This window comes from Arthrobacter sp. Y3222053 (assembly GCF_059092805.1).
Window position 1 is genome coordinate 15,557 of sequence record NZ_JBNHIA010000010.1, and the last position, 21,218, is coordinate 36,774.

24 protein-coding genes are annotated in these 21,218 nt (G+C 69.5%); 4 read left to right on the forward strand and 20 right to left on the reverse strand.

The window, feature by feature from the left end; genetic code table 11:
* Positions 1-38: 38 nt before the first annotated feature.
* The 3 genes from AC5RUW_RS16280 to AC5RUW_RS16290 form a co-directional block, all read right to left on the reverse strand.
* Positions 39-350, reverse strand: coding sequence for a hypothetical protein (locus AC5RUW_RS16280; protein ID WP_494161633.1), 312 nt, complete (start codon positions 348-350; stop codon positions 39-41).
* A gap of 97 nt (positions 351-447) precedes the next feature.
* Positions 448-1,140 (reverse strand): HAD family hydrolase, encoded by a 693-nt coding sequence (locus tag AC5RUW_RS16285; protein ID WP_494161634.1) that lies wholly within the window; start codon positions 1,138-1,140, stop codon positions 448-450.
* Between the two features lie 2 nt (positions 1,141-1,142).
* Entirely contained in the window at positions 1,143-1,628 is a 486-nt protein-coding gene (locus AC5RUW_RS16290) for a very short patch repair endonuclease (protein WP_494161635.1), read from the reverse strand.
* Between the two features lie 106 nt (positions 1,629-1,734).
* Here AC5RUW_RS16290 and AC5RUW_RS16295 point away from each other — a divergent pair, with 106 nt between their 5' ends.
* Together AC5RUW_RS16295 and AC5RUW_RS16300 are read left to right on the forward strand one after the other, a co-directional pair.
* Positions 1,735-2,694 carry an asparaginase domain-containing protein gene (locus tag AC5RUW_RS16295; protein WP_494161636.1) on the forward strand — a complete coding sequence of 320 codons (960 nt, stop codon included), beginning with the start codon at positions 1,735-1,737 and terminating at the stop codon, positions 2,692-2,694.
* 114 nt (positions 2,695-2,808) lie between these two features.
* Entirely contained in the window at positions 2,809-3,042 is a 234-nt protein-coding gene (locus AC5RUW_RS16300) for a YegP family protein (protein WP_494008409.1), read from the forward strand.
* A gap of 97 nt (positions 3,043-3,139) precedes the next feature.
* Here AC5RUW_RS16300 and AC5RUW_RS16305 read toward each other — a convergent pair whose 3' ends face one another.
* Positions 3,140-3,289, reverse strand: coding sequence for a hypothetical protein (locus tag AC5RUW_RS16305; protein ID WP_494161637.1), 150 nt, complete (start codon positions 3,287-3,289; stop codon positions 3,140-3,142).
* Between the two features lie 176 nt (positions 3,290-3,465).
* Here AC5RUW_RS16305 and AC5RUW_RS16310 point away from each other — a divergent pair, with 176 nt between their 5' ends.
* A complete protein-coding gene (locus AC5RUW_RS16310; protein ID WP_494161638.1) occupies positions 3,466-5,133 on the forward strand; it encodes an FAD-binding dehydrogenase in 1,668 nt (555 codons plus the stop codon).
* Positions 5,134-5,288: 155 nt separating this feature from the next.
* Here the strand turns inward: AC5RUW_RS16310 and AC5RUW_RS16315 are convergent, their stop codons facing one another.
* The 5 genes from AC5RUW_RS16315 to AC5RUW_RS16335 form a co-directional block, all read right to left on the reverse strand.
* Positions 5,289-5,861, reverse strand: coding sequence for a hypothetical protein (locus tag AC5RUW_RS16315; RefSeq protein ID WP_494161639.1), 573 nt, complete (start codon positions 5,859-5,861; stop codon positions 5,289-5,291).
* Positions 5,862-5,965: 104 nt separating this feature from the next.
* A complete protein-coding gene (locus tag AC5RUW_RS16320) occupies positions 5,966-6,631 on the reverse strand; it encodes a hypothetical protein (RefSeq protein WP_494161640.1) in 666 nt (221 codons plus the stop codon).
* A gap of 170 nt (positions 6,632-6,801) precedes the next feature.
* Complete coding sequence (locus AC5RUW_RS16325; RefSeq protein ID WP_494161641.1) at positions 6,802-7,737, reverse strand: ribokinase; 936 nt, start codon at positions 7,735-7,737, stop codon at positions 6,802-6,804.
* Complete coding sequence (gene uriH, locus AC5RUW_RS16330) at positions 7,734-8,681, reverse strand: uridine-preferring nucleoside hydrolase UriH (RefSeq protein ID WP_494161642.1); 948 nt, start codon at positions 8,679-8,681, stop codon at positions 7,734-7,736. The genes AC5RUW_RS16325 and uriH overlap by 4 nt, the downstream gene beginning before the upstream one ends.
* Positions 8,681-9,313, reverse strand: a complete 633-nt coding sequence (locus AC5RUW_RS16335) for a GNAT family N-acetyltransferase (protein WP_494161643.1) — start codon at positions 9,311-9,313, stop codon at positions 8,681-8,683. The genes uriH and AC5RUW_RS16335 overlap by 1 nt, the downstream gene beginning before the upstream one ends.
* A 171-nt stretch (positions 9,314-9,484) precedes the next feature.
* Here AC5RUW_RS16335 and AC5RUW_RS16340 point away from each other — a divergent pair, with 171 nt between their 5' ends.
* Entirely contained in the window at positions 9,485-10,219 is a 735-nt protein-coding gene (locus tag AC5RUW_RS16340; RefSeq protein ID WP_494161644.1) for a CE1759 family FMN reductase, read from the forward strand.
* A gap of 18 nt (positions 10,220-10,237) precedes the next feature.
* Here the strand turns inward: AC5RUW_RS16340 and AC5RUW_RS16345 are convergent, their stop codons facing one another.
* The 11 genes from AC5RUW_RS16345 to AC5RUW_RS16395 all read right to left on the reverse strand — a co-directional run bounded on the left by AC5RUW_RS16345 (position 10,238) and on the right by AC5RUW_RS16395 (position 21,078).
* The gene (locus tag AC5RUW_RS16345; protein ID WP_494161645.1) at positions 10,238-11,218 is read right to left on the reverse strand and encodes an asparaginase; all 981 of its coding nucleotides are present in this window, start codon (positions 11,216-11,218) and stop codon (positions 10,238-10,240) included.
* Positions 11,215-12,420 carry a M20/M25/M40 family metallo-hydrolase gene (locus AC5RUW_RS16350; protein ID WP_494161646.1) on the reverse strand — a complete coding sequence of 402 codons (1,206 nt, stop codon included), beginning with the start codon at positions 12,418-12,420 and terminating at the stop codon, positions 11,215-11,217. The genes AC5RUW_RS16345 and AC5RUW_RS16350 overlap by 4 nt, the downstream gene beginning before the upstream one ends.
* 42 nt (positions 12,421-12,462) lie before the next feature.
* On the reverse strand, positions 12,463-13,461 hold the full coding sequence (locus tag AC5RUW_RS16355) for a LysR family transcriptional regulator (protein WP_494161647.1): 999 nt from the start codon (positions 13,459-13,461) through the stop codon (positions 12,463-12,465).
* A gap of 14 nt (positions 13,462-13,475) precedes the next feature.
* Positions 13,476-14,165 (reverse strand): DUF1028 domain-containing protein, encoded by a 690-nt coding sequence (locus AC5RUW_RS16360; protein ID WP_494161648.1) that lies wholly within the window; start codon positions 14,163-14,165, stop codon positions 13,476-13,478.
* Between the two features lie 6 nt (positions 14,166-14,171).
* The gene (locus AC5RUW_RS16365) at positions 14,172-15,659 is read right to left on the reverse strand and encodes a 4-hydroxyphenylacetate 3-hydroxylase family protein (RefSeq protein WP_494161649.1); all 1,488 of its coding nucleotides are present in this window, start codon (positions 15,657-15,659) and stop codon (positions 14,172-14,174) included.
* A 63-nt stretch (positions 15,660-15,722) separates the two neighbouring features.
* Positions 15,723-16,277 carry a flavin reductase family protein gene (locus AC5RUW_RS16370; protein ID WP_494161650.1) on the reverse strand — a complete coding sequence of 185 codons (555 nt, stop codon included), beginning with the start codon at positions 16,275-16,277 and terminating at the stop codon, positions 15,723-15,725.
* A gap of 156 nt (positions 16,278-16,433) precedes the next feature.
* Positions 16,434-17,213, reverse strand: coding sequence for an amino acid ABC transporter ATP-binding protein (locus AC5RUW_RS16375; RefSeq protein ID WP_494161651.1), 780 nt, complete (start codon positions 17,211-17,213; stop codon positions 16,434-16,436).
* Positions 17,210-17,935: an amino acid ABC transporter permease gene (locus tag AC5RUW_RS16380; RefSeq protein ID WP_494161652.1), complete on the reverse strand. Its 726-nt coding sequence runs from the start codon at positions 17,933-17,935 to the stop codon at positions 17,210-17,212. Before AC5RUW_RS16380 ends, AC5RUW_RS16375 begins: the two co-directional genes overlap by 4 nt.
* Positions 17,936-17,944: 9 nt before the next feature.
* On the reverse strand, positions 17,945-18,766 hold the full coding sequence (locus AC5RUW_RS16385; protein ID WP_494161653.1) for a transporter substrate-binding domain-containing protein: 822 nt from the start codon (positions 18,764-18,766) through the stop codon (positions 17,945-17,947).
* A gap of 234 nt (positions 18,767-19,000) precedes the next feature.
* Entirely contained in the window at positions 19,001-19,978 is a 978-nt protein-coding gene (gene sigJ / locus AC5RUW_RS16390) for an RNA polymerase sigma factor SigJ (protein WP_494161654.1), read from the reverse strand.
* Entirely contained in the window at positions 19,924-21,078 is a 1,155-nt protein-coding gene (locus AC5RUW_RS16395; RefSeq protein WP_494161655.1) for an NAD(P)/FAD-dependent oxidoreductase, read from the reverse strand. The genes sigJ and AC5RUW_RS16395 overlap by 55 nt, the downstream gene beginning before the upstream one ends.
* Positions 21,079-21,218 lie beyond the last annotated feature (140 nt).

Sequence of the window (21,218 nt, forward strand, 5' to 3'; positions counted from 1 at the left end):
CGGCACAGCAAGGCCGATTGGCAGCCGGGGGGACAGGCTCAGCGCCCGGGCTCCTCATCCGCCGCGTCCGGATCCAGCAGCGCTTCCTCCGGGGCACCGGGGCCGGCCGCGCCGTCGCGCGCTTCGTCGCCGATGTAGGCGGCGGGAACGGTGCCGCCGGCATGGGTGCCCTGTTGCTCACGGATGTTGCCGGCGTGGCGGTCAGTGCCCGGGCCGTCGCCCGGCCGGGGGGCCTCCGGGTCGTGCTGCTCTCCGACAAGCCGCGGTTCGCCGGTGGCCTCGGGGACCCGGATGCTGGGGCCCAGCGGATCGGCGGCGTCGCTCTTCGGGCCGGTGGATTCATTGCTCACGAAAGAAGTCCTTCCTGCAGAGTGCTTCGACCCTAGCAGCGCAGCGTGCCGCCGGTGGAAGCTCCAAGCGTCATATGTCCGCGGCCGCCGCCCAGCGTCAGTCCCGGTCCAGCAGCCTGCCGAGCAGGCTCGCATCCAGTTTCTCCAGCAGTTCACGGGGATCGCCGTAAACTTCCTCCGCGCCGGCCTCACGCAGCTCCGCCTCGCTGGTGCCGCCGCAGGTCAGGCCGATGGTCGGGATGCCGAGCTCGGCGGAAGCATGCACGTCCCAGACCGAATCGCCGACGAAGACGGTGTCCTCGGCAGCCAGCTCAGCTGCCTCCAGAGCCGCCTGCAGGATGTCGGGGGAGGGCTTGGACTCCTCGGCGTCGCCCGAACTGGTGGCGGCGGTGATGGCGGAATCGGCGTCGATCACCTCGCGCAGCACCTTCAGCTCCGGCTTGGACGCCGAGGAGGCAAGCACGACGACGAGCTCGCGGTCCGCGCACTCACGGACGAGCTCCCGGGCGCCGTCGAAGCTGCGCAGCGACGGCCACCAAGTGGAGAACACCGCGCCGTGCGTCGCGTCGAGCTCCTCGTCCTGGCCGGCGTCGCGGTCCTCTCCGAGCAGATGCGCCACCAGCTTGTCTCCGCCCATGCCGATCGCCCGGTGGATGGCGGACATGGGCACGTCATGGTCGTACCGGCGGAAGGCCTGCCACCAGGCGACCGCGTGCAGGTAATTCGAATCGACCAGCGTACCGTCCACGTCGAAGAGGACGCCGCGCCTGCCTGAAGTTTCCGTTGCCATGCCTACCTGCCTTCGTTGCCGCCGGGGTGGTTCCCGGTTTCCGAGTCTAGTGCCCGCCCAGCCGGGCCGGCCGGTCCGAGGAAGGCGTGAAGCTGTGCCTCCAGGAGGGACGTTTCCAACAGGTCACACTCCCACACGGTGAAGGATTCCCAGCCCTGCGCCGCCAGCGCCTGGACCGCAGCCTCGTCCCGTGCCACGGTACGGGCGCGTTTCCCGGCCCAGAACGCGGCGTTGGTACCTGGCGCCGCCCGTCCCGCCCGGCAGGTGTGTGAATGCCAGAAGCACCCGTTGACGAAGATGACCTTGCGCCGGCCGGCGAAGACCAGGTCCGGGCGGCCGGGCAGCTTCCCTCCGCGCGCGGCGCCGTGCAGCCGGAACCGGTAGCCGGCGGCGTGCAGCAGCCGGCGCACCAGCAGCTCGGGTTTGGTGTCCCGGCCGCGGATCCGCGCCATGTTGCGGCTGCGCTGCTCCGGGGAGACGGTGTCCATGGTTCCAGCCTAGAGTGGCTCCGCGCGGCGCGGTGAAGCCCGCGGCTCTGGTGCATGCCGGGCTGCCCTGCTTTGGTAGAAGGTGATCTGCGAAAGGACACGGCGGATGGCGCACATTCGGATACTGGGCACCGGCGCAACGATCGCTTCCACGGCCGGCGACGACGGCGCCGCGGTGGCCGCCGGGGTCGAGCCGGGCACCCGGGAGGACCCGGAGACGGGGCTGGCCGGCCGGCACACGGTTTCCACCCGGCAGGTCGGCACCGCCGGACGGATGCCGCGCCTGGCCGATCTGCGCCGGGTGGTGCTGGCCGCCGTCGCAGCCTTGGAGGAGCCCCGGGTCGACGGCGCCGTGGTCACCTATCCGTCCGCCGGGATCGCCGAGGCGGCGTTCCTGCTCGACCTGGTGCTGGCCTCCCCCAAGCCGGTGGTGTTCACCGGGGCGCGGCGGGCACCGGGCAGGCCGGGCGCGGACGGGCTGCGGAACCTTGCCGAGGCGGTGGAGGCAGCGGCGGCCGAGGAGCTGCACGGCGCCGGTGTCCTGATCGCGATGGGCGGGACTGTCCGGACGGCACGCGGCGCGTTCATGGGCCCGCCGATCCGGGGCGGGACCGAGGTCGGGCGTTTCCTGGGTGACCGCCTCCACGTGACCGCCCGGCCGGTGCGGTCCGCTCCGCTGCCGGTGCCCTCCGATGACTTTGACCGGGCCCGGGTCGATATCGTCGACTGCCCGCTGGGTGCCGACACCTCGTTGCTGCGGCATGCGGCGGGGGCGGCGGACGCCGTGGTGCTCACGGGCTCGCAGCTGGCGGAACCGTCCGAGGATCTTGTGGCCGCCGTCCAGGACGCCGTGACCGCCGGATGCCCGGTGATGCTCAGCAGCTGGTGCTCCTCATTGGTGCTTCCCGGGTATGGGGAGCTCGTGGCGCCGGAGCTCGTCGCGGCCGGCGGCATGCCCTCCGGTGGGCTGGGGGCCGCCCAGGTGCGGATGCTGGCCGCGCTGCTGACGTCGGCGCCGGCCGCGCACGAGGAGATCCGCCGGGCCCTCACCACAGGCGGAGCCTGAACGCCAGTAGGGAAGGGTGATTCCTACGCATTTTTCCGACTACGGGTTTTCTGCTCCCTAAGTGAGCTTATGATTGACCCTACCGTTGGTACCCCTTACAAGGAGGTAAGAAAAATGTCGGGCTACTTCAAGCTGGTGGACGCCCATGACGGCGCCTACCGGATCAAGCTGATTTCCGGCGAGGGTGCCCTGATGGCCGTATCGGCGATGTTCCCCACAAAGCAGGCTGCCGTTGCCGGCATCGAGGCCCTCCGGGAGATTGCCGGGACCGGCCCGGTTGTCGATCAAAGCAGCGACGTCGACGTCCTGGCCGAAGCACGGCGCAAGGGCCCGGCCAAGGCCTCCTAGGAGACCGGCCCCGCCTCATAAACGGAGCCTGCCGATCCGCCCAGTGGGCGGGGAGGCAGGCTCCATTTATTGTGTCTGTCGGTCCGGCGCAGTCGGGTCAGGTCTGGTCTTCGCCGCCCTCAGCCGGCTCCTCGGGATGTTCCCGCTCCTGGGTGGGACCCGCTTCCGTTTCACCCTCGGCGGGTTCTTCGGGCCGGGTGCGGATCTTGTCGTCCGGGTCCGGATTGGATGTTCCGGTCTCACTCATGGGTCTCTCCAGTCGTTGGTGGTTCCTCCTGGCGCAGGCCCGCGATCGGCGCGCCCGTACCTGCCAGTCTAGGAACCGGCAGCGGCGGAGGACAGGGGCGGGGGCGCTGCCGGCCGGAACCGGGCCGCGGAGGCAGCCCTAGGCAGCGGGAGCAGTCCTTGGGTAGCGTGTGCCGCGTGCACCCTACAGACGCAGATGTCATCGTGGTCGGCGCAGGCCTGGCGGGCCTGGTCGCCACCGCAGAGCTGATCGACGCCGGCCGGCGGGTCCTCCTTGTGGAGCAGGAGGGCGGGCAATCGCTGGGCGGGCAGGCATGGTGGTCCTTCGGCGGGCTCTTCCTGGTCAATTCTCCCGAGCAGCGGCGCCTGAGGGTGAAGGACTCGGTGGAGCTGGCCTGGCAGGACTGGCTGGGCACCGCCGGCTTCGACCGTCCCGAGGACTACTGGCCGCGCCGCTGGGCTGAGGCCTACGTGAACTTCGCCGCGGGAGAGAAGCGGTCCTGGCTGCAGCAGATGGGCCACCGGTTCTTCCCCGTCGTCGGCTGGGCCGAGCGCGGCGGATACGGCGCCACCGGCCCCGGCAACTCGGTACCGCGGTTCCACATCACCTGGGGCACCGGTCCGGGCGTCACCGCCCCCTTCGAGGCGAAGCTGCGCGAGGGCATTGAGCGGGGACTGGTCCGGACCGCCTTCCGGCACCGGATGGAGGCGCTGACCACCGCAGGCGGCGCGGTTACGGGGGTCACCGGCAGCATCCTTGAGCCGACGACGGCGCCGCGCGGCACCGCCTCGCCCCGCACCGCCGTCGGGCAGTTCGAATTCTCCGCGCCGGCGGTGGTGGTGACCACCGGCGGGATCGGCGGCAGCCATGAGCTGGTGCGTGCCGCCTGGCCGGACCGGCTGGGCACTCCGCCGGGCCGCATGCTCAGCGGCGTTCCCGAACACGTGGACGGGCGGGGCATCGCAGCGGCCGGCGAAGCCGGCGGCAGGGTGATCAACCCGGACCGCATGTGGCACTACGTCGAGGGCATCCGCAACTGGAATCCGGTCTGGGCCAACCATGGAATCCGAATCCTGCCGGGCCCCTCATCGCTCTGGCTCGACGCCGCCGGGAACCGGCTGCCCGTCCCGTTGTTCCCCGGATTCGACACCCTGGGCACCCTCGCGCATCTGCGCGCCACCGGCCATGACTACAGCTGGTTCGTGCTGAACAAGGCCATCATCCGGAAGGAGTTCGCGCTCTCGGGCTCCGAGCAGAATCCGGACCTGACCGGCAAGTCGATCCGTGACGTGCTCAAGCGGGCCACGGCCGGAGTGCCGGACCCGGTCCAGGCCTTCCTGGACCACGGGGAGGACTTCATCTCCGCCGACAGTCTCGAGGAACTGGTGGCCGGCATGAACGCCTTGGCCAAGGAAGACACCGGAGGGCAGGCTCCGGTGCTGTCCGCCGAAGCGCTCCGACAGGAGATCGAGGCGCGGGACCGGGAAGTGGGCAACCGGTTCAGCAAAGACGCCCAGGTCACCGCCATACACGGGGCCCGCAGCTATCTGGGCGACAAACTGATCCGCACCGCCCCGCCCCACCGGATTCTGAATCCGAAGGCGGGACCGTTGATCGCGGTGCGGCTCTCGGTGCTGACCCGCAAGAGCCTCGGGGGGCTGGAGACCGACCTCGAGTCCCGCGTCCTGGGACCGGCCGGGCAGCCGGTCCCAGGCCTGTTCGCCGCTGGCGAGGCGGCGGGGTTCGGCGGTGGAGGCATGCACGGCTACCGGTCCCTGGAAGGGACGTTCCTGGGCGGGTGCCTGTTCAGCGGCCGCTCGGCGGGGCGGGCGGCGGCAGGATAGGGGCGGGACCGTCCGGGAGCCTCTTGGAGGGGTGGCGGGCAGCCGGTCACGCGAGGCCGCCCGGAGGCACACCCCGGCCGGGGCGGGCAGGCCCTCAACGTTTAAACGGCGGGGCCGGATGCCCCTGTGGCATCCGGCCCCGCGCTGCACCGCGCTCAGGCAGCGAACTTCCTGGCCTGGCGGTAGGCCTTGCTGGCCGTGAAGAACTCGTTGGAGGGCTTCAGGAACAGCAGGACGGCGGCAGCCACGAAGGTGGCGATGGACAGCAGGCCGGTCAGGCCGGCGAGCGGTCCGGCGAGGAAGAGGCCGCCCAGCAGGCCGGTCAGCGACAGGACGGCAAAAACCGTGAGGACGATCCGCGCCCAGTTCTGTCCCTGCCGGGCCAGAGCGGCCAGTGCGATCCTGATGGCGGTGCCGAAGATGAATCCGCCGGCCGCGGCTCCGGTCACCACGGCCCCGCCGGACATTTCGTTGAAGTAGTCCAGGGTCAGGAAATAGTTGAGGATGTTCAGCACTGACGAGGCGATGACCAGCCAGAAGGCCAGCTCAACCGTGCGCGGCCGGGCCGGCTCGGCGGCGGGGGCCTGCGGCATGCCGGCGTAGGGATTCCCGCCGTAGTTGTAGCTGCTTCCCGGGGCGCCCGGGTAGCCGCCGGCCCCCGGAGCGCCGGGGTTGTTCCCGGCAGCGGGGCCGGGCTGGTTGGTGTTGGACTGCATAGGTTCGCTCATGCTGGTTCCCCCTCTGATACGGCATGCCTGTGTACGAGTGCGGGTGCCCCATCAAGGGACACCCGCAGTCAGCGTAGCCGGATTTTCGGAGATTGGCAGCTACCTTAGTAAGCGCCGAATTTCCGTGCCTGCCGGAAGGCCTTCTTCCGGGTGAAGTACTCATTCGCGGGCTTCAGGAACAGCAGGACCACCGCCGCCACCGTGGCCAGGATCGAGAGCAGGGTCAGGATGCCCACCGCCGGGCCCGCCGAGAAGATCCCGATCAGCCCGAAGAGGGAGAACGCCGCGAACACGGTGACCACGATGCGTGCCCAGTTGTATCCGGCGCGCACCAGGAAGGCCAGGGCCACGCTCACCGCGAGGCTGAAGAGGCTGCCCAGGACGGCGCCGACCGTGGCGCCGGCGATCGTGGCGGAGAGGTAGGTCTGGTCAACGCTCAGGCCGGCGTCGCGTGCCGTCTGCTCCACCAGGTCCAGATACTCAGGCGAGTTGAAGTAGGAGATGGTGAACGGCAGTGCGATCAGCCCCAGCACGGCAGTGGCGATCAGCAGCCAGAAAGCCAGGTCGACTTCCTTGGGCCGCGCCGGATCCTGTGCGGGGGCCATCTGCCCGTAGGGGTTGCCCGGGTAGGCGTAGCCGCCCTGGGGCTGGCCCGGCTGGTTGCCCGGGTAGGCGTAACCGCCGGGCTGCTGGCCGGGCTGGCCTGCTCCGGGGTTGCTGCTGGTGCCGCCCTGCACTGCGTTGTAGTCCGGCTGGCCTGGTTCAGTCATGTTCGGTGACCCCCTGGGTTAGGCGTCCGATGCCCGCACCGGACGCTGTGGTGCCGCCCTCCGTGGAGGTGGGCGGATGCTCTGCTGCCAGCCTAGCCGGGGCGGGCGCGCGGCGGATCCGCTTTACGACGGATGCCGCGCGCCGCGGCCTCTCCGTCGCAGGGCGGGGATTACCGTCCGGAACGGCGGACGTCGTCCGCCAGATCCGCCAGGGGCGGATAGGAGGACTGCGCCCCGTGTCCGGTTGCCGCGAGGGCGCCCGCCCGGGCCGCCACCGCCGCAGCAGCGTGCAGGTCCGCGCCTGCGGCGAGGCAGGCACCCAGCGCTGCGGTGAAGGCATCGCCGCAGCCGGTGGTGTCAACTGCGGCCACCGGAACCGGAGGGACGGAACGCACCCGGGAGCCGGCGTCGGCGTCCGCGTCCAGCACCACGGCGCCGTCTGCGCCGAGGGTGACGACGGCGCGGCGCACCCCCAGCCGGGTCAGCGCCTCCAGCGTGCCGGGCCAGTCGGCGTCGGGCAGGCCGGTCACCTGTGCCGCCTCGTGGCGGTTCACCAGCAGCACGCTGGTGTCCGCCAGCAGCTCCGCCGGCACATCGCGGTAGGGCGAGAGGTTCAGGAGCACCGGAACCCCGGCGGCGCGGGCCTGCCGGGCCGCGGCCTGCACGGTGGGCAGCGGCACCTCCAGGCTCAGGCAGAGCACGGCCGCCGCCTCGAACAGGTCCGCCGGCAGGTCCGAGGGTGCCAGGGTGCCGTTGGCGCCGGGGGAGACGATGATCGTGTTCTCCCCGGCGGAGTCGACCACGATCATCGCGGTTCCGGTGGCCGTGCCGCTGCGGCGCAGCACGCTGGAGGCGTCCACACCGGCGGTCGTGGCGGCCCGGACCAGCAGCTCGCCGTGCGGGTCGGCGCCGACCGCTCCGAAGAGGACGACGTCGGCGCCCAGGACGGCGGCGGCCGCGGCCTGGTTGGCGCTCTTGCCGCCGGGCACGATGACCAGTTCGGAGCCGGCCAGGGTCTCCCCGGGCTGCGGAAAACGTTCGGTGCGGACGGTGAGGTCGGCGTTCAGGGAGCCGACGACGACGACGCGGGAGGCCACAGCGGTCACGGTTCCACCTCTCCGATGCGCTCCAGCGCATCCACGATCAGGTTCCAGAACCGCTCATGGTCCAGGTCCACGGCGACCGAGGTGGTGCAGCCCGCGGGAGCGGGGGCACGGAAGTCGGCAACCGTCATGCCCAGGGTGCGGGTGCCGGTGAGTTCCACGTCCAGCGGAGCCCGGCGGGTGGTCATTACGGCCCGGTCGATCACGTAGGCCACGGCGCAGGGATCATGGACCGGCGGGTGGTCGAAACCCTGCGCGTCCTGGTAGGCCTTCTCGAAGAAGGCCAGCAGCTCGCCCACGAAGCGGGCCGGTGCGGTGCCGACGGCGGCGATGCGCTCCACGACGTCGGGCGTGGCCAGCGCCTGGTGGGTCAGGTCCAGGCCGACCATGGTCAGCGGCCAGGACTCGTTGAAGACGATATGCGCGGCTTCGGGATCGATGATGATGTTGAACTCGGCCACCGCGGACCAGTTGCCCGTGTGGTAGCCGCCGCCCATCAGCACGACCTCCTTCACCCGTTCCGCGAGGCGCGGTTCCTTCCGTACGGCCAGGGCGATGTTGGTCAGCCCGCCGGTGGGCACCAGGGTGACGGTGCCCGGCTCGTGCGACATCACGGTCTCGATGATCAGGTCGACGGCGTGCCGGGGGTCCAGGTCGATTGCCGGTTCGGGCAGCACCGGGCCGTCGAGGCCCGAGTCGCCGTGGATGCCGGGCGCGGTTTCGATGGTCCGGACCAGGGGCCGGGCGCAGCCGGCGGCGAAGGGCACACCGGTGATGCCGGCGACGCGGGCCACCGAGAGGGCGTTGCGGGTGACCTTGTCCAGGGTCTGGTTGCCGACGACGGTGGTGACGGCCAGCAGCTCGATCTCCGGGTTCCCGTGGGCCAGCAGCAGGGCGATGGCGTCGTCGTGGCCGGGATCGCAGTCGAGGATGATTTTGGAGGGCATTACCTGGGTGCTCGTGTCTTTCCCTCGAACAGCAGCTCGAGTTTATGGTGCAGGTTCAGCCGGACGGCCGGCCATTCCGAGGCGATGATGGAGAAGACCACGGTGTCCCGCAGGCTTCCGTCGGCGCCGAGTTGGTGGTTGCGCAGCACGCCGTCCTGTTTGGCGCCCAGCCGGGCGATGGCGGCGCGGGACTGCCGGTTGTGCCAGTGGGTGCGGAACTCGACCGCAATGCAGTCCAGCTCCTCGAAGGCCCGGGTGAGCAGCAGCAGTTTCGCTTCGGTGTTGATCGGGGTGCGCTGCGCGGAGGCGGCGAGCCAGGTGGAGCCGATCTCCAGCCTCCGGTTCGCGGCGTCAATGTTCATGTAGGTGGTCATCCCGCAGGCGGCGCCGGTGTCCTGCCGGCGGATCGTCCACGGTGCCATGGTGCCGGCCGCCTGCAGTGCCAGGCGGCGGTCGATTTCGGCGGGGACGTGTTCCGGTTCCGGGACGTGCGTGTACCAGGCCCGCCACAGTTCGCCGTCGCGGACCGCCTCCGCCAGGGGCGCGGCGTCGGCGCGGGCCAGCGGCTCCAGGGCGACGGTGCGGCCGGCCAGGGGCACGGGCGTGGCAAAGGCCGGAGGCGGGGGAGTCATGGCTCCATCATAGGTAGCCGCCGGCGGAAGCCGGGCACCGGGGCGATGCGTCCGCGGTCCCGGCAGCCTGCCCGCCGCACCCGTCCTGCGGCTTCCGGGAATATCCGGGCGGGGCGGCCCGTTGGAAGGAACATGCAAACGCATGAAAGCAAAGGTGGGCGGGAGAGCGGGATGACCGTTACGGGAACGGCACGGATTGCGGTGGTGACGGCGGGGCTGGGTACACCGTCGTCGTCCAGGATGCTCGCGGACCTGCTCTCGGCGGAGGCCGCCCGGCAGCTCACCGACGCCGGAACAGCAAGTCGGCGGGCACTGGAGGTGGACACCTTCGAGCTGCGCGACTTCGCGGTGGACATCGCGAATGCGATGGTCTCGGGCTTCGCGCCGCCCCGGCTGGAGGAGGCGATCCGGTCCGTCGTCCGTGCGGACGCGCTCATCGCCGTGACCCCGGTCTTCACCGCGTCCATGAGCGGGCTCTTCAAATCCTTCTTCGACGTCCTCGACAACAAGGCGCTCCAGGGCAAACCGGTGCTCATCGGAGCCACCGGCGGAAGCGCCCGGCACTCCATGGTGCTGGACTTCGCGCTGCGGCCGATGTTCGGCTACCTGCGCACACGGCTGATGCCGACGGCGGTCTTCGCCGCCCCGGAGGACTGGGCCGGCGGATCCGGGGCCGATGGCAGCACCGCCTTGGACGACCGGGTACGAAGGGCGGCAGGAGAGCTCGCAGCAGAGCTTTCCGCGGTCCGGGGCGGGCAGCCCGTGGCCTGGCAGGAGGGCCCGAAGACCGAGGACACGGATCAGGGCGCGGAAGCGGGGCCGCGTCCCGCCGTCAGCCTCGATCCGGGGACCGACCCCTGGCAATCGCTGCCGTTCGAGCAGCTGCTGGCCCGAACCCAACGCTGAGCCGGACCGGCACGCAGGCTAGGTGCCGGCCGCGGCAAAAACCTCACGAATGACGGACAGCGGGCTGCGGTTGCCCAGCAAAACCGCCAACAACAGTCTGCTCCTGTGGCCGCCCAGGAAACCCGAATCGATCAGCCCGCCCCCGAGCAGGTCCTGCTCGCTGCCGGGAAAGCCGTATGTCCGGCGGAAGATCGGACCGGCGGACGCACGGGACGCCAGGACCACCGGCAGCTGAGCCGCGGCCAGGTCCTTGGCAGCCTCCGCCCACGCCTTGGACACATGGCCGGCTCCGAAGCCCTGCACGACGACCCCGGCGAATCCCAGGTCCGGCAGCGCACGAAGGATCCGCCCGTCGTCGCCCAGGCTGAAGGGCACCAGGGCAACCGGAGGGTGGGCCGCCGGCAAACCGAGCCGGGGAAGCGGTGCCGCCGGGCGGGCCGCCAACCGGACGTTGCCCTCGCTGACCAGGCCCAGTGGCCCGAACCCGGGGGACGTGAAGGCCGACACGCTGGCGCTGTGCGCCTTGGCCACGTGTGCAGCGCCGTGGAGTTCGCCGGCAAAGCAGACCAGCACGCCAAGCCCGCGCACCGAGGCTGATGCCGCCGCAGCGATGGCATCAGCGACGTTGCCCGGCCCATCGGCAGACGGTGCCGAGGCCGCCTTCATGGCACCGGTGACGAGCAGTGGCGCCTCCGCGTCCCAGGTCAGGTGCAGGGCCCAGGCCACGTCCTCCAGCGCATCCGTTCCGGTGGACAGCACAATGCCGTCCACGCCGTCCCGCACGAGCGAGGCGCAGAACCGGGCGACGTCGGCGATGCGGTCCAGGGTCAGTTCCACCGAAGGCAGCAGGTCCAGGCTGTGCGCCTCGATGCTGATATCTTCGGCTATCGGCACGGCAGCCAGCTGGCCGGCGGCTCCGAGGCTGGGAACGGCTCCTTTGCCGGTGGCGGAAGTGCTGGAGATGGTGCCGCCGAGGGAGCAGTAAGCGATCCTGGTCACTTGGCCCCGCCTTGGCTTGATTCTGCTGCCGTGGAGCCGTCCAGGTCGAACCGTCCGGTGCCGGCGAGCTGGTCCAGGATCCCGCACAGCAGGGCGATTTTTCCCGGCAGGGCGTCGAGGTCGACATACTCGTCGGCAGTGCAGATTCCGCCGCCGTCGGCGCCGAGCCCGTCCACGGTGGGTATGCCCATGGCAGCGGTGAAGTTGCCGTCGGAGCCGCCGCGGGTGGTGACGAACCGGACCGGCAGCCCGATGCTTGTTCCGGCCCGCCGTACCGCGTCCTGCAGCGGAGCCAGGGGCAGGTCATCAGGGTAGGCCGGGCGGGTGATTCCGCCCCTGACGCGGGCTTCGACGCCGGGCACGACCGGGCGGGAGGAGACCTTGGCGATGTGCTCAAGGAGCCGGGCCGCGTCCGGGCCGGTGGCGGCACGAAGGTCGATGTTGAGCTCCGCGTGGGCCGGAACCACTTGGCGTGCCGTTCCCGCGTGCAGTTCTCCCACATTCAGGATCCGGCCCCCGGGCCGGTCGCTCGCGGACTCCAGGGCGATGGCCATGTGCGCTGCGGCGATGAGGGCGCTGGCGCCCGGGTCGTCCGAGGAAGCGTGGGAGTTGCGTCCGGACACGCTGATGCGCAGGGCCCCGACAGCGCCGCGCCGTCCGACAAGTGAGCCGTCCGCCCGCCCGGGTTCCATGACCAGGGCGAAGTCGGCCCCGGCGGCGTGTTCCTCCACGATCCGCCGGCCGTGGATACTGCCCAGCTCCTCGTCACCGGTGGCGATGACCGTGAGCCTGCGGGGACCGTCCCAGCCGTCCCGGAAAAGGTGTTCCAAGGCGGCCAGCGCTACGACCCAGCCGCCCTTCATGTCCAGCACGCCCGGGCCCAGTGCGCGTCCGTCCTCGATCCGGAAGACGGGGCCGGGGTAGGTCCGGCCCGGCCAGACCGTGTCCAGGTGCAGCAGGAGAACGACCTGGCCGGAACCGCTTCCGGCGCGGTGTCCGACGACATGGTTGCCGCCGTCGGGGTTTTCGATGATGGTCGGAGCGAAGCCCAGCACTCGAAGCTCGGCGGCGAAGACCTCAGCCGTCGAGTCGACCTTTGCCTTGTCATCGGAGCCGCTTTCGGCGCGCACGTACCGTTCCAGCCGGGCGGCCAGCTCGGCTTCGCGCAGCGCCCAGGAATGGCGGACGGCGGACAGATGCACAGTTATCTCCTTCGGTGCCGGCCGCAGCCGGGGCGTGGTTTGTCAGGCCCGGCGGGAAGGGCGGTGGGGACTGAACTCCGCAGCGATTGAGGGGACCGCCTCCCGGAGCAGGGCGGCTACGGCCTCAGCCCTGGTGGTCAGCCGGGATCCGCGCACCGTGGCCATGACCACCGGGATGTCGGCAAACGTGCCTTCGAGCTCCAACGCCACGACCCGGCCGCCGTCGTAGGTGAGGTCGTGAACGGGGCGCTGGTTCAGGACCGAGTATCCGAGCCCTGCCGCGACCATCGAGCGGACCGTCTCGAAGTTTGGGCTGCTGAACGCGATCCGGGGGCTGATTCCGCTGTTTTCGGCGATGTCCAGGAAGTACCGGCCGGGAAAGGGGATGTCGAGCAGGATCATCCGGTCTTCCGCGAGTTCCTGCAGGGTGATGCGGCGTCGCGGCGTCCGCCGGGCCAGGCGGTGGCGCTCGCCGACGATGACGTAGGGAGGGGACACGGCCAGCTGCTCAGTGGCGATCATTCCCGGAACTTCGCTCTCGTAGGTGAGCGCGACTTCGGCTTCGCCGGTCAGCAGGGACTCGAAGACTTCGGCCTTTTCTCCCTCGACAACCCGAATGGACAGCAGCGGATACTGTTCGGCCACCCGTTCCAGGATGCGGGGCAGGTAGAAAGGGCTGAGGGTGTGGTAGCAGGCGAGCTTGACCTCGCCTTCCACACTCTCGCCGAGTCCGCCGGCCAGGGAGAGGATGTCGTTGGCTCGGGCAAGCAGGTCCCGTGCCTGCAGCACGAACTCCCTGCCCGCCGGGGTCAGCGTGAGTCCGCGGGCATGGTGCCGGATGAACAGCTGGACCTTCACATGGCGTTCCAGCTGGGCGATGGCGTTCGAGACGGCGGACTGGGAGGCATGCATGGCACGCGCCGTCGCCGTCATGCTCCCGGTCTCCGCTGCTATCGAGAAGTAGCGCAGCTGTGTCAGCGTGAACCCCGGGTCATCCTGGGTGCCCCGCTGCGGTGCTCCTGCGTCCTCCGAGCCGATCATCCGAACACGTCCCCCTATACCTGGTTCTCGGACTCCAACTGGCTGCTGACCAGTGCATATGCCTCCCGGGGATCATATGCCCTGTCCCGGTAGGCAGCTGCCTGGGGCAACCAGCGGGCGGTCAGGTCCGCCAGCTGCTCCAACGGGTGCCCGTGCCAGTCCACACGGACATCGACGAGCGGCCAGGAGTCGCCGGCCAGGACCATGACCCCGGCCGAACGCAGCTCACGGACCTCGCCGCCGGCGGCTTCACCTGCCTGCAGGGCATGGACCAGGCGAAGGGCCAGCGGGGCGTTCGGGTCCTGCCGGTAGCCGGCGGAGACCGCTTCAAGGACCTGCCCATGGGCGAGCATGTTGCCGGCGACGACGTGGTCGCCGGCGTCGAGCACCGCATGGTAGCCCAGCACCAGCGGGCCGCTGTAGCCCGCATGGGCTCCGGCGAAGGACATGGCGGTCAGCTGGCGGTACTCAAAGTGGGCCTCCTCGGCCTGCAGGCCGGCGAGGGCCGCCGTCGGATCCTGGCCCCGGCCGAGGCGGGCCAGCAGGCTTTCGCCCAGCCGCGGGTCGGTGATGCTCTGGGAACAGGAAATGCCGACCGCGGGATCCCAGCGCAGGCAGCGGGCTGCGACGGAAAAACTCGAGGAGGTGACCGCTGCTCCAACGGACGTGCCGTTGGAGCAGCGGGCAACAATGGAAATGGTCATTTCCGGCTAGGCCCCTGCACCGGACAGAGCCAGGTCCTTGGCGTACCGCTCGGGCAGGATGTTGTCCGAAAGCCCGGCGGCTTCCTTGACGACGTCCAGCGAGTGGTTCCAATCGAAGGAGCGGTAGAGCGCGTCCGAGTTGGCGAAGGGCGGAGACTGGGCGAAGAGCTGGAAGGTGACGCGGTGTCCGGCGTAATCGCTGTTCAGCAGGTCGCGGGCGTAGGCGAGCAGGCGGCGGCGGTCCTCCGCAACCCAGTTCTCGTTCACGCTGTAGAACTTGTTCAGCCAGGGACCGGTTTCCGGGTGCTGGAAGGACGCGTAGTCCGGGGTCAGGACCATCTGGCCGCCGCAGAGCTCACGGGCGAGGTGCATCATTTCCGGCAGCTGGCTGGAGGCCAGGATCCGGCCCGAGTACAGCAGCGACTGGTTGGGCATGTACAGGCCGCCGGGGCTGGTCTCACCCAGCTTCACCGCGGCCGTCAGGTGGGCGTGGATTCCTTCGCGGTAGCAGGCAAGCCGGGCAAGTTTCTCCTGCACGGCCGGAACCTTGTCCAGCCCGGTCTGCTTCACGTTCCACAGGGCGGTGCCGATCAGCATGTCGGCCAGACGGATGACGCGCAGGACGAAGGGGTAGGCGCTGTAGCGGTGCAGGGTCTGGCGGATGTAGGTGGCAGCCTTGGTGTGCTGGTAGAAGAACACGTCCTCCCAGGGGATCTCGACGTCGTCGAAAACCACCAGCGTGTCGACCTCGTCCACCCGGTTGGACAGCGGGTAGTCCTCGGGCTTCTGGCGGCCGGCAAAGCCCGAGCGGCAGATGAACTTAAGCCCCGGCGTATTCATGTCCAGGGAGAAGCCGAGGGCGTACTCGGAGAGCTCCGAGTTGCCCCAGTTGGCGATGGTGGGCTTCACGAAAGCCCGGTTGGCGTAGGCGGCAGCCGTCTCGTACTTGGCGCCGCGGACGATGATGCCGCGCGGGGTTTCGGCCACGGCGTGCAGAAGCATGTCCGGATCCTGCTCATGCGGCGGACGCGAGCGGTCGCCCTTGGGGTCGGTGTTGGCCGACACCTGGAAAAGGTCGGCGGTCACGGCATCGTCAAGGTGACGGCCGATGTTGTCCGCGTAGGCGGGGTTGACCTCGTTGAGGACGTCGCGGCCGTCGTACAGGGACCACATCTCACCGATGGTGGCGTCACCGACCCGGGTAACGACACCCTTGACATCGTCCAGGACGGCTTCGACCGCCCGGCGCTTGTCCAGCCAGTCCTGCTCGGAGTACGGGCGCTTGTGGGCGATCGAGTTCGTCTCCCCGTCTGCCTCATAGGTCATGATGCTGCGGGTCTTATCTTCATGCGCCATGTCATAGATGCGGGCACGGACGTCGATCGCGGGCTTGAAAACCGGGTGGTTGAGTATGTCCTCCACCTTTTCGCCATCAATCCAGATATCTCGGCCGGTATTGATGGAGTGGCGGTATTCGTCACCTGTGCGGATCATGGGGTTTCTCTCTTTCTCGGTAAAAACTGTTGCGCTGCTGATCGGTTGAAGCGGGGATCTGTTTCAGGCCGCGGGGGTATGGGAACCGAACGAGCGGGCGTGGTAGGTCATGGGCGCGGCGTCGGCGGCCCCGGGCAGGCTCTGGACCGGAGAGGCCACGAAGACGTGGTGGGTGCCGTAGCGGTGGTGGCCGATCAGCCGGCATTCGAACACGGCGGCGCTCGCGTCCAGGAGCGGCTGGGCGAGGGCTCCGGACCGCCAGGCATGGCGGGAAAAGTCGTAGGGAGCTGATCCGCCGGGAGCCTGGCCGGCGAAGGTCTGCGCGGCGTCTGCCTGGTCGGCGGCCAGCACGTTCACGGCGAGGGCGCCGTTGGCGATCACGGCCTGCGCCAGGGGGCTCTTGTCATGTACGCACACCAGCAGGCAGGGCGGATCCGCGGAGACGGAGGCCATGGCGCTGACCGTCTGGGCGAACCGGCCGGCCGGACCGTCGGTTGACACGATGGTGACTCCGGTCGCGGCCATTCCCATGGAGCGGACAAAGGAGGTGCGGGCGAGGGTTTCGTCGACCTCTGTGGTCGGGGCCGCAGAGGGAGGAAAAGTTGGTGCAAGGCTCATGATTTCATCCTCACGATCATTCTTGCAAAAATAAAGCGGATTCAAGATAAAAGAGTCATCGAAAAAAGTGTTGCAATTGGGTAGGCGGGAGGGAGCGATCGTTTCCCGGGCCCGCCTGGCCCCTGCCGCCGGCGGCAGGGACCAGGCGGAGCGCTGCTACAGCGCCTGGAGCAGGAACCGCCGGGTGACGTCCTCCGCCGGATCGGTAAAGATCTGCTCCGGCGGTCCTTCCTCCAGGATGCGGCCTTCGTGGAACACGGCGACGGTGTCGGCAACATGGCGGGCAAAGCCCAGCTCGTGTGTGACCACCATCATGGTCATGCCGTCGGCTGCCAGGGACTCCATCACGGCCAGTACCTCCCGGACGAGCTCAGGGTCAAGGGCCGACGTGGGTTCGTCGAACAGCAGCACCTGCGGCGACATCACCAACGCCCTGGCGATGGCGACGCGCTGTTGCTGTCCGCCCGAGAGCTCGGAGGGGAACGCGAAGCGGCGCTCCGTCAGTCCAACCCGCTCCAGCATGGCCTCGGCGATCTCCCGGGCCTCGGAGCGGGCCGTCCCCTTCACCCGGCGCAGGGCCAGCATCACGTTGTCGATGGTGCTGAGGTGCGGGAACAAATTGAAGGACTGGAACACCATGCCCATGGGTCGGCGCTGCAGGGCAAGACGGCCCTCCGGCAGGGGCCTGCCCCGGCCGTCAACGCCCATCCGCTCCCCGTTCAGGAGGATCTCTCCTCCGTCAGCGTGCTCGAGCAGGGCGGCCAGGCGCAGCAGGGTTGACTTGCCCGAGCCGGAGGGGCCCAGGACCGCCTTCACCTCACCGTGTCGGAGGGAGAAGTCGACGCCTTTCAGGACCTCGGTGCCGGCGTAGGCCTTGCGCAGCCCGCGCACTTCGCAGACGGCGGATCCGGTGCGGGAAACAACTGTTTGGCTCATGCGGACACACTCGCTTTTGTTTTCTTCGGCTGGGAAGTGGATCGGGAAGAGGTCCACTTGTAGCGACGTTCGACGTAGTGCTGCGCCAGCATCAGCAGACTCACGATGACCAGGTAATAGACCGCAGCCGCGGTGTAGAACTCGGCATAACGGAAGGTCCGCGTTACCTCGTCCTGAGCTGCGGTCATCAGTTCCTCCATAGCAATGACGCTCGTGAGGCTGGTGATCTGAACCTGCAGGATGATGCGGTTTCCCAGTGGGGGAAGGATGGTGCGGATGACCTGCGGCATGATGATCCAGCGGTAGGTGCCCACAGGTGCGAACCCGAGGGCCCGCCCCGCAAGCCGCTGCCCGTCGTTGACCGAGCTCAGGCCGGACCGGAACACCTCGGACATCAAGGCTGTCTCATGCACCGTCAGGGCCAGCAGCGCCGCCAGGAAGGGCGTGTACCAGGACTCGCGGAGTGCCGGAACCATCTGGGGCAGTGCATTCCAGGCCAGGATCAGCAGCAGCAGGACCGGGAGGGCCCTGAAGACCCAGGCGTAGCCGAGGGCGAAGAGACTCAGGGGCCGGAAGGAACTGCGCCGCAGCATCGCCACGCCCAGTCCCAGCACCGAGCCCAGGAACTGTGCAAGGAAGGCAAGCCCGATGGCGAGGGCTGCGCCGGACAGGTATGCCTGCGAGGTCAGGGCCTCCAGGAACAGGGAGACATCGAATTGCACGACGAGCCCCTACTTGCCGTCGGAGATGGACTCGGGGCTCAGGTTGAACTCTTCCAGGATGCCCGCGAGGGTGCCGTCGGTGCGCAGCTCATCCATGGCGGCAGTGAGTGCATCCTCCAGTTCGCTGTTTTTGTAAAGGAAGCCGGTTACCGATCCGGTGGGGAAGAACGTCGGCTCGAAATCGAGGCCGGCGCGTTCTTCGCTGAAGAAGTTGCTGGCGAAGATTTCAGTCTCGCCGGCTGCATCCGCTTTTCCGTTCATCACTGCGTTGATGGCGGTAACGGGGTCGTCGTAGCTCTGGACCGTAATGGGTTCCTTCCCGGCAGCCTCGAGATCCGCCGATACCGCCTCGACGGTGCTGGCCTGGACGGACCCGCGCTGGACAGCGACAGTCTTGCCGGCGAGGTCCTCGGGCTCCGCGTAGCTGTTCCCCTCGGGGAAGATCAGCGCCACGTTCGCTGCGAGATAGGGCAGTCCCTTCATGGTTTCCAGCCGCTCCGGGGTCAGGAAGAACGCTCCCATGGCCAGGTCGCAGCGGTCGGACTGGATAGCCGGGATCACGCCGGCGAAAGCCATGCGGGTGAAGCTGACTTCAAGGCCGAGGCGCTCAGCCAGCGCCTCGGTCAGGGACGGCTCCACGCCGGCGAACTCGCCGTCGTGCATGGAATACATGGGCGCGTAGTTCGAGTCGGAGCTGCAGACGGTCAGTTTCCCAGCCTCCGTCAGGCCGGGCAGCGAACCCTCGGTGGTGGCTTCCGCGCTGCTGCAGGACACCAGCGCGAAGGCCAGTGCGGAAACGCCCAGCGCGGCTGAAAGACGGCGTCGGTTCATTGATTCTCCTTGGTGCGCGTCCGGCTTCTGCACGGAGGCAGAAGCCGGACCTGTGGGGGGCGAATCAAGTATGGTTTGGGGCTCAAGACCAGTGCAATCGCTCTTGTCTTATAGCAGTCATCGAAAAAAATGATGCCAATGGCTCGTCCTCAGGAATTCCGCGTTTTTTGCCGAGCGGGGACAAAAAGCGGAAGTACGCGCGAAACACAGATTTAACCTGGTGACGCGGTGCCCCTAGGCCTGGAGCCGCACCAGCTTGTCCGGATTGCGCATGGTGTACACGCCCTGCACCAGCCCGTCGGCCACGCTGAGCTGGAAGACGGTGGTCACCGCGCCGTCGGCCTCGCGGAAGGCGACCGCCGGCAGCCCGTTCAGTTCCAGGAAGAACGGTTCCACCCCGGCGCCGTACTTTTCGGCCAGCCCGAGCATCAGGCGGGCCACCTTCTCCGGTCCGGTGACCGGGCGCAGCGCGGCGGTGGCCTTGCCGCCGCCGTCGGAAATCAGCACCACGTCGGGCGCGAGCACGTCCAGCAGTCCCTGGACCTGGCCGTTCGAGGCAGCAGCGAGAAACCGTGCCACCGTTGCCCGGTGCTCCGCCGGGTCCGGCGGGTTCCGCGGCACCCGGGCCTGCACCCGTGCCCGCGCCCGATGCACCAGCTGGCGTGCCGCGGGCTCACGGGTGTCCAACGCCCCGGCGATTTCCGCATAGCCGAAGCCGAACACCTCGCGCAGGAGGAAGGCCGCGCGCTCCGGCCCGGTGAGGGTCTGGAGGACGACCAGCAGGGCCGTCGAGACCTCGGCTGCGGTCAGCGCCGCAGCTTCAGGATCGGCTGCCGGCCCCCATGCCGCGTCGGAGCCGGCAGCCGCCGGACCCTGCCTTCCTGCCCCAGCACCGGTCAGCAGCGGCTCCGGCAGCCACTCGCCCGGATAGTCCTCCCGCCGCCGCTCAGCGGTGCGGACGGCGTTCAGCGCCTGCCGAGCCGCGATCCGGGCGAGGTAGGCGCGCGGATTGGCGACGTCGCCCGGCACCGCCCGCCAGCGCAGATAGGTCTCCTGGACGATGTCCTCCGCGTCCGCCACCGAGCCGGTGATGTCGTACGCCACCGCAAACAACAGCCGCCGGTGGGCAACGAAATCCTCGTCGCGGTCCGCGCCGATCAGGGGCGGCTTTCCACCGGTGCCCGCCGCGGCGCGGTCGGTCCCTTCGGCCATGAGTACGCTCCGCTTCTTTTCGCTTCGCTGCGGATCCACCGCAGGGTCATTCGGCAGATTATTTCCTTCAGGACCGCAGCCGTCCGACCATGCAGGTGCAGGCTCCGCGGCGTGTCGTCCGCGCCGACGAACTGCACGAGTCCGTCGGTACGGCCCAGGCTGATGCACTGGGCCTGGAAACCGCTGTCGTGCCGGCGCGGGGGCAGTCCTTCAAGCGCGCGGAGAATGTTCCCGGCGGCCTCCGCTCCCATCGGCATCGCCGCCGCGCAGCTCATCCGCAGATAGGCATATCCGGGATCCCCGATCACCGCGGCGTCACCGGCGCCGAACACACGGTCCTGCCCGGCAGCGCGAAGTGACGCGTCCACGCACAGGCGGCCGGCGCCGTCCACCGGCAGCGCGCTGCGGGCAGCCAGGTCCGGAACGCTGAACCCGGTGCACCACAGGACCAGGTCCGCGCCGAGCTGCCCGCGGGGATCCGTCGCGGCGGACACCGGAACCTCGGGATGCACCTGCACTCCGGACCGGCGCAGGCAGCGCAGCAGGCCGGCCCGGGAGGGCTCCGGCAGCAACCGTCCGGGGAGGGCGGAGCACCAGAGGTGGACCCGGAGCCGGGGATGGGCCCGTGCCGTCTCGGCCGCGGTCTCCAGGGCGGTCAGTCCGCCGCCCACGACGGCGACCGCCGCCCCGGCGGGCAGCGAGCGCAGGGACGTGCGCGCCGCCGCGGCGTCCGCGACGTCGGCCACCGCCAGCGCGCCCGCCGGTGCAGCCGGGCCGGTGCTGCCGACCGCGTAGAGCAGATAGTCGTAGGGCAGCGTTTCGCCCTCGGCCAGGCCGACCGTGCGCCGCCCGGCGTCGATGGCGACGGCGGTGCCCGCCACCTGGCGGACGGCCGGATGCAGCAGCCGGCCGAAGGACACGGCCACGCCTGCGCGGGTGCCGGCTGCGTACTCGTGCAGCCGGATCCGTTCGATGAACTGCCGGCGCGGATTCGCCAGCCGAACCTCCAGTCCCGGCCTGGACGCGACGGCCAGCCGGTTCGCCGCCATCACGCCCGCGTAGCCGCCGCCGAGGATGAGGACTCTGGTTTCGACGCTCATGGTCTTGGCTCCTGTCATTCGGGGCCGGCCCGCTGCCGGTCTGTCCATAGGACACCGGCCGACTCCGATTTGTGACAGCGTCCCGGCGCACGGATGATGCCGACGGATGCCTTAGCCGCCCCGGACGGCGCTGAGGCGCG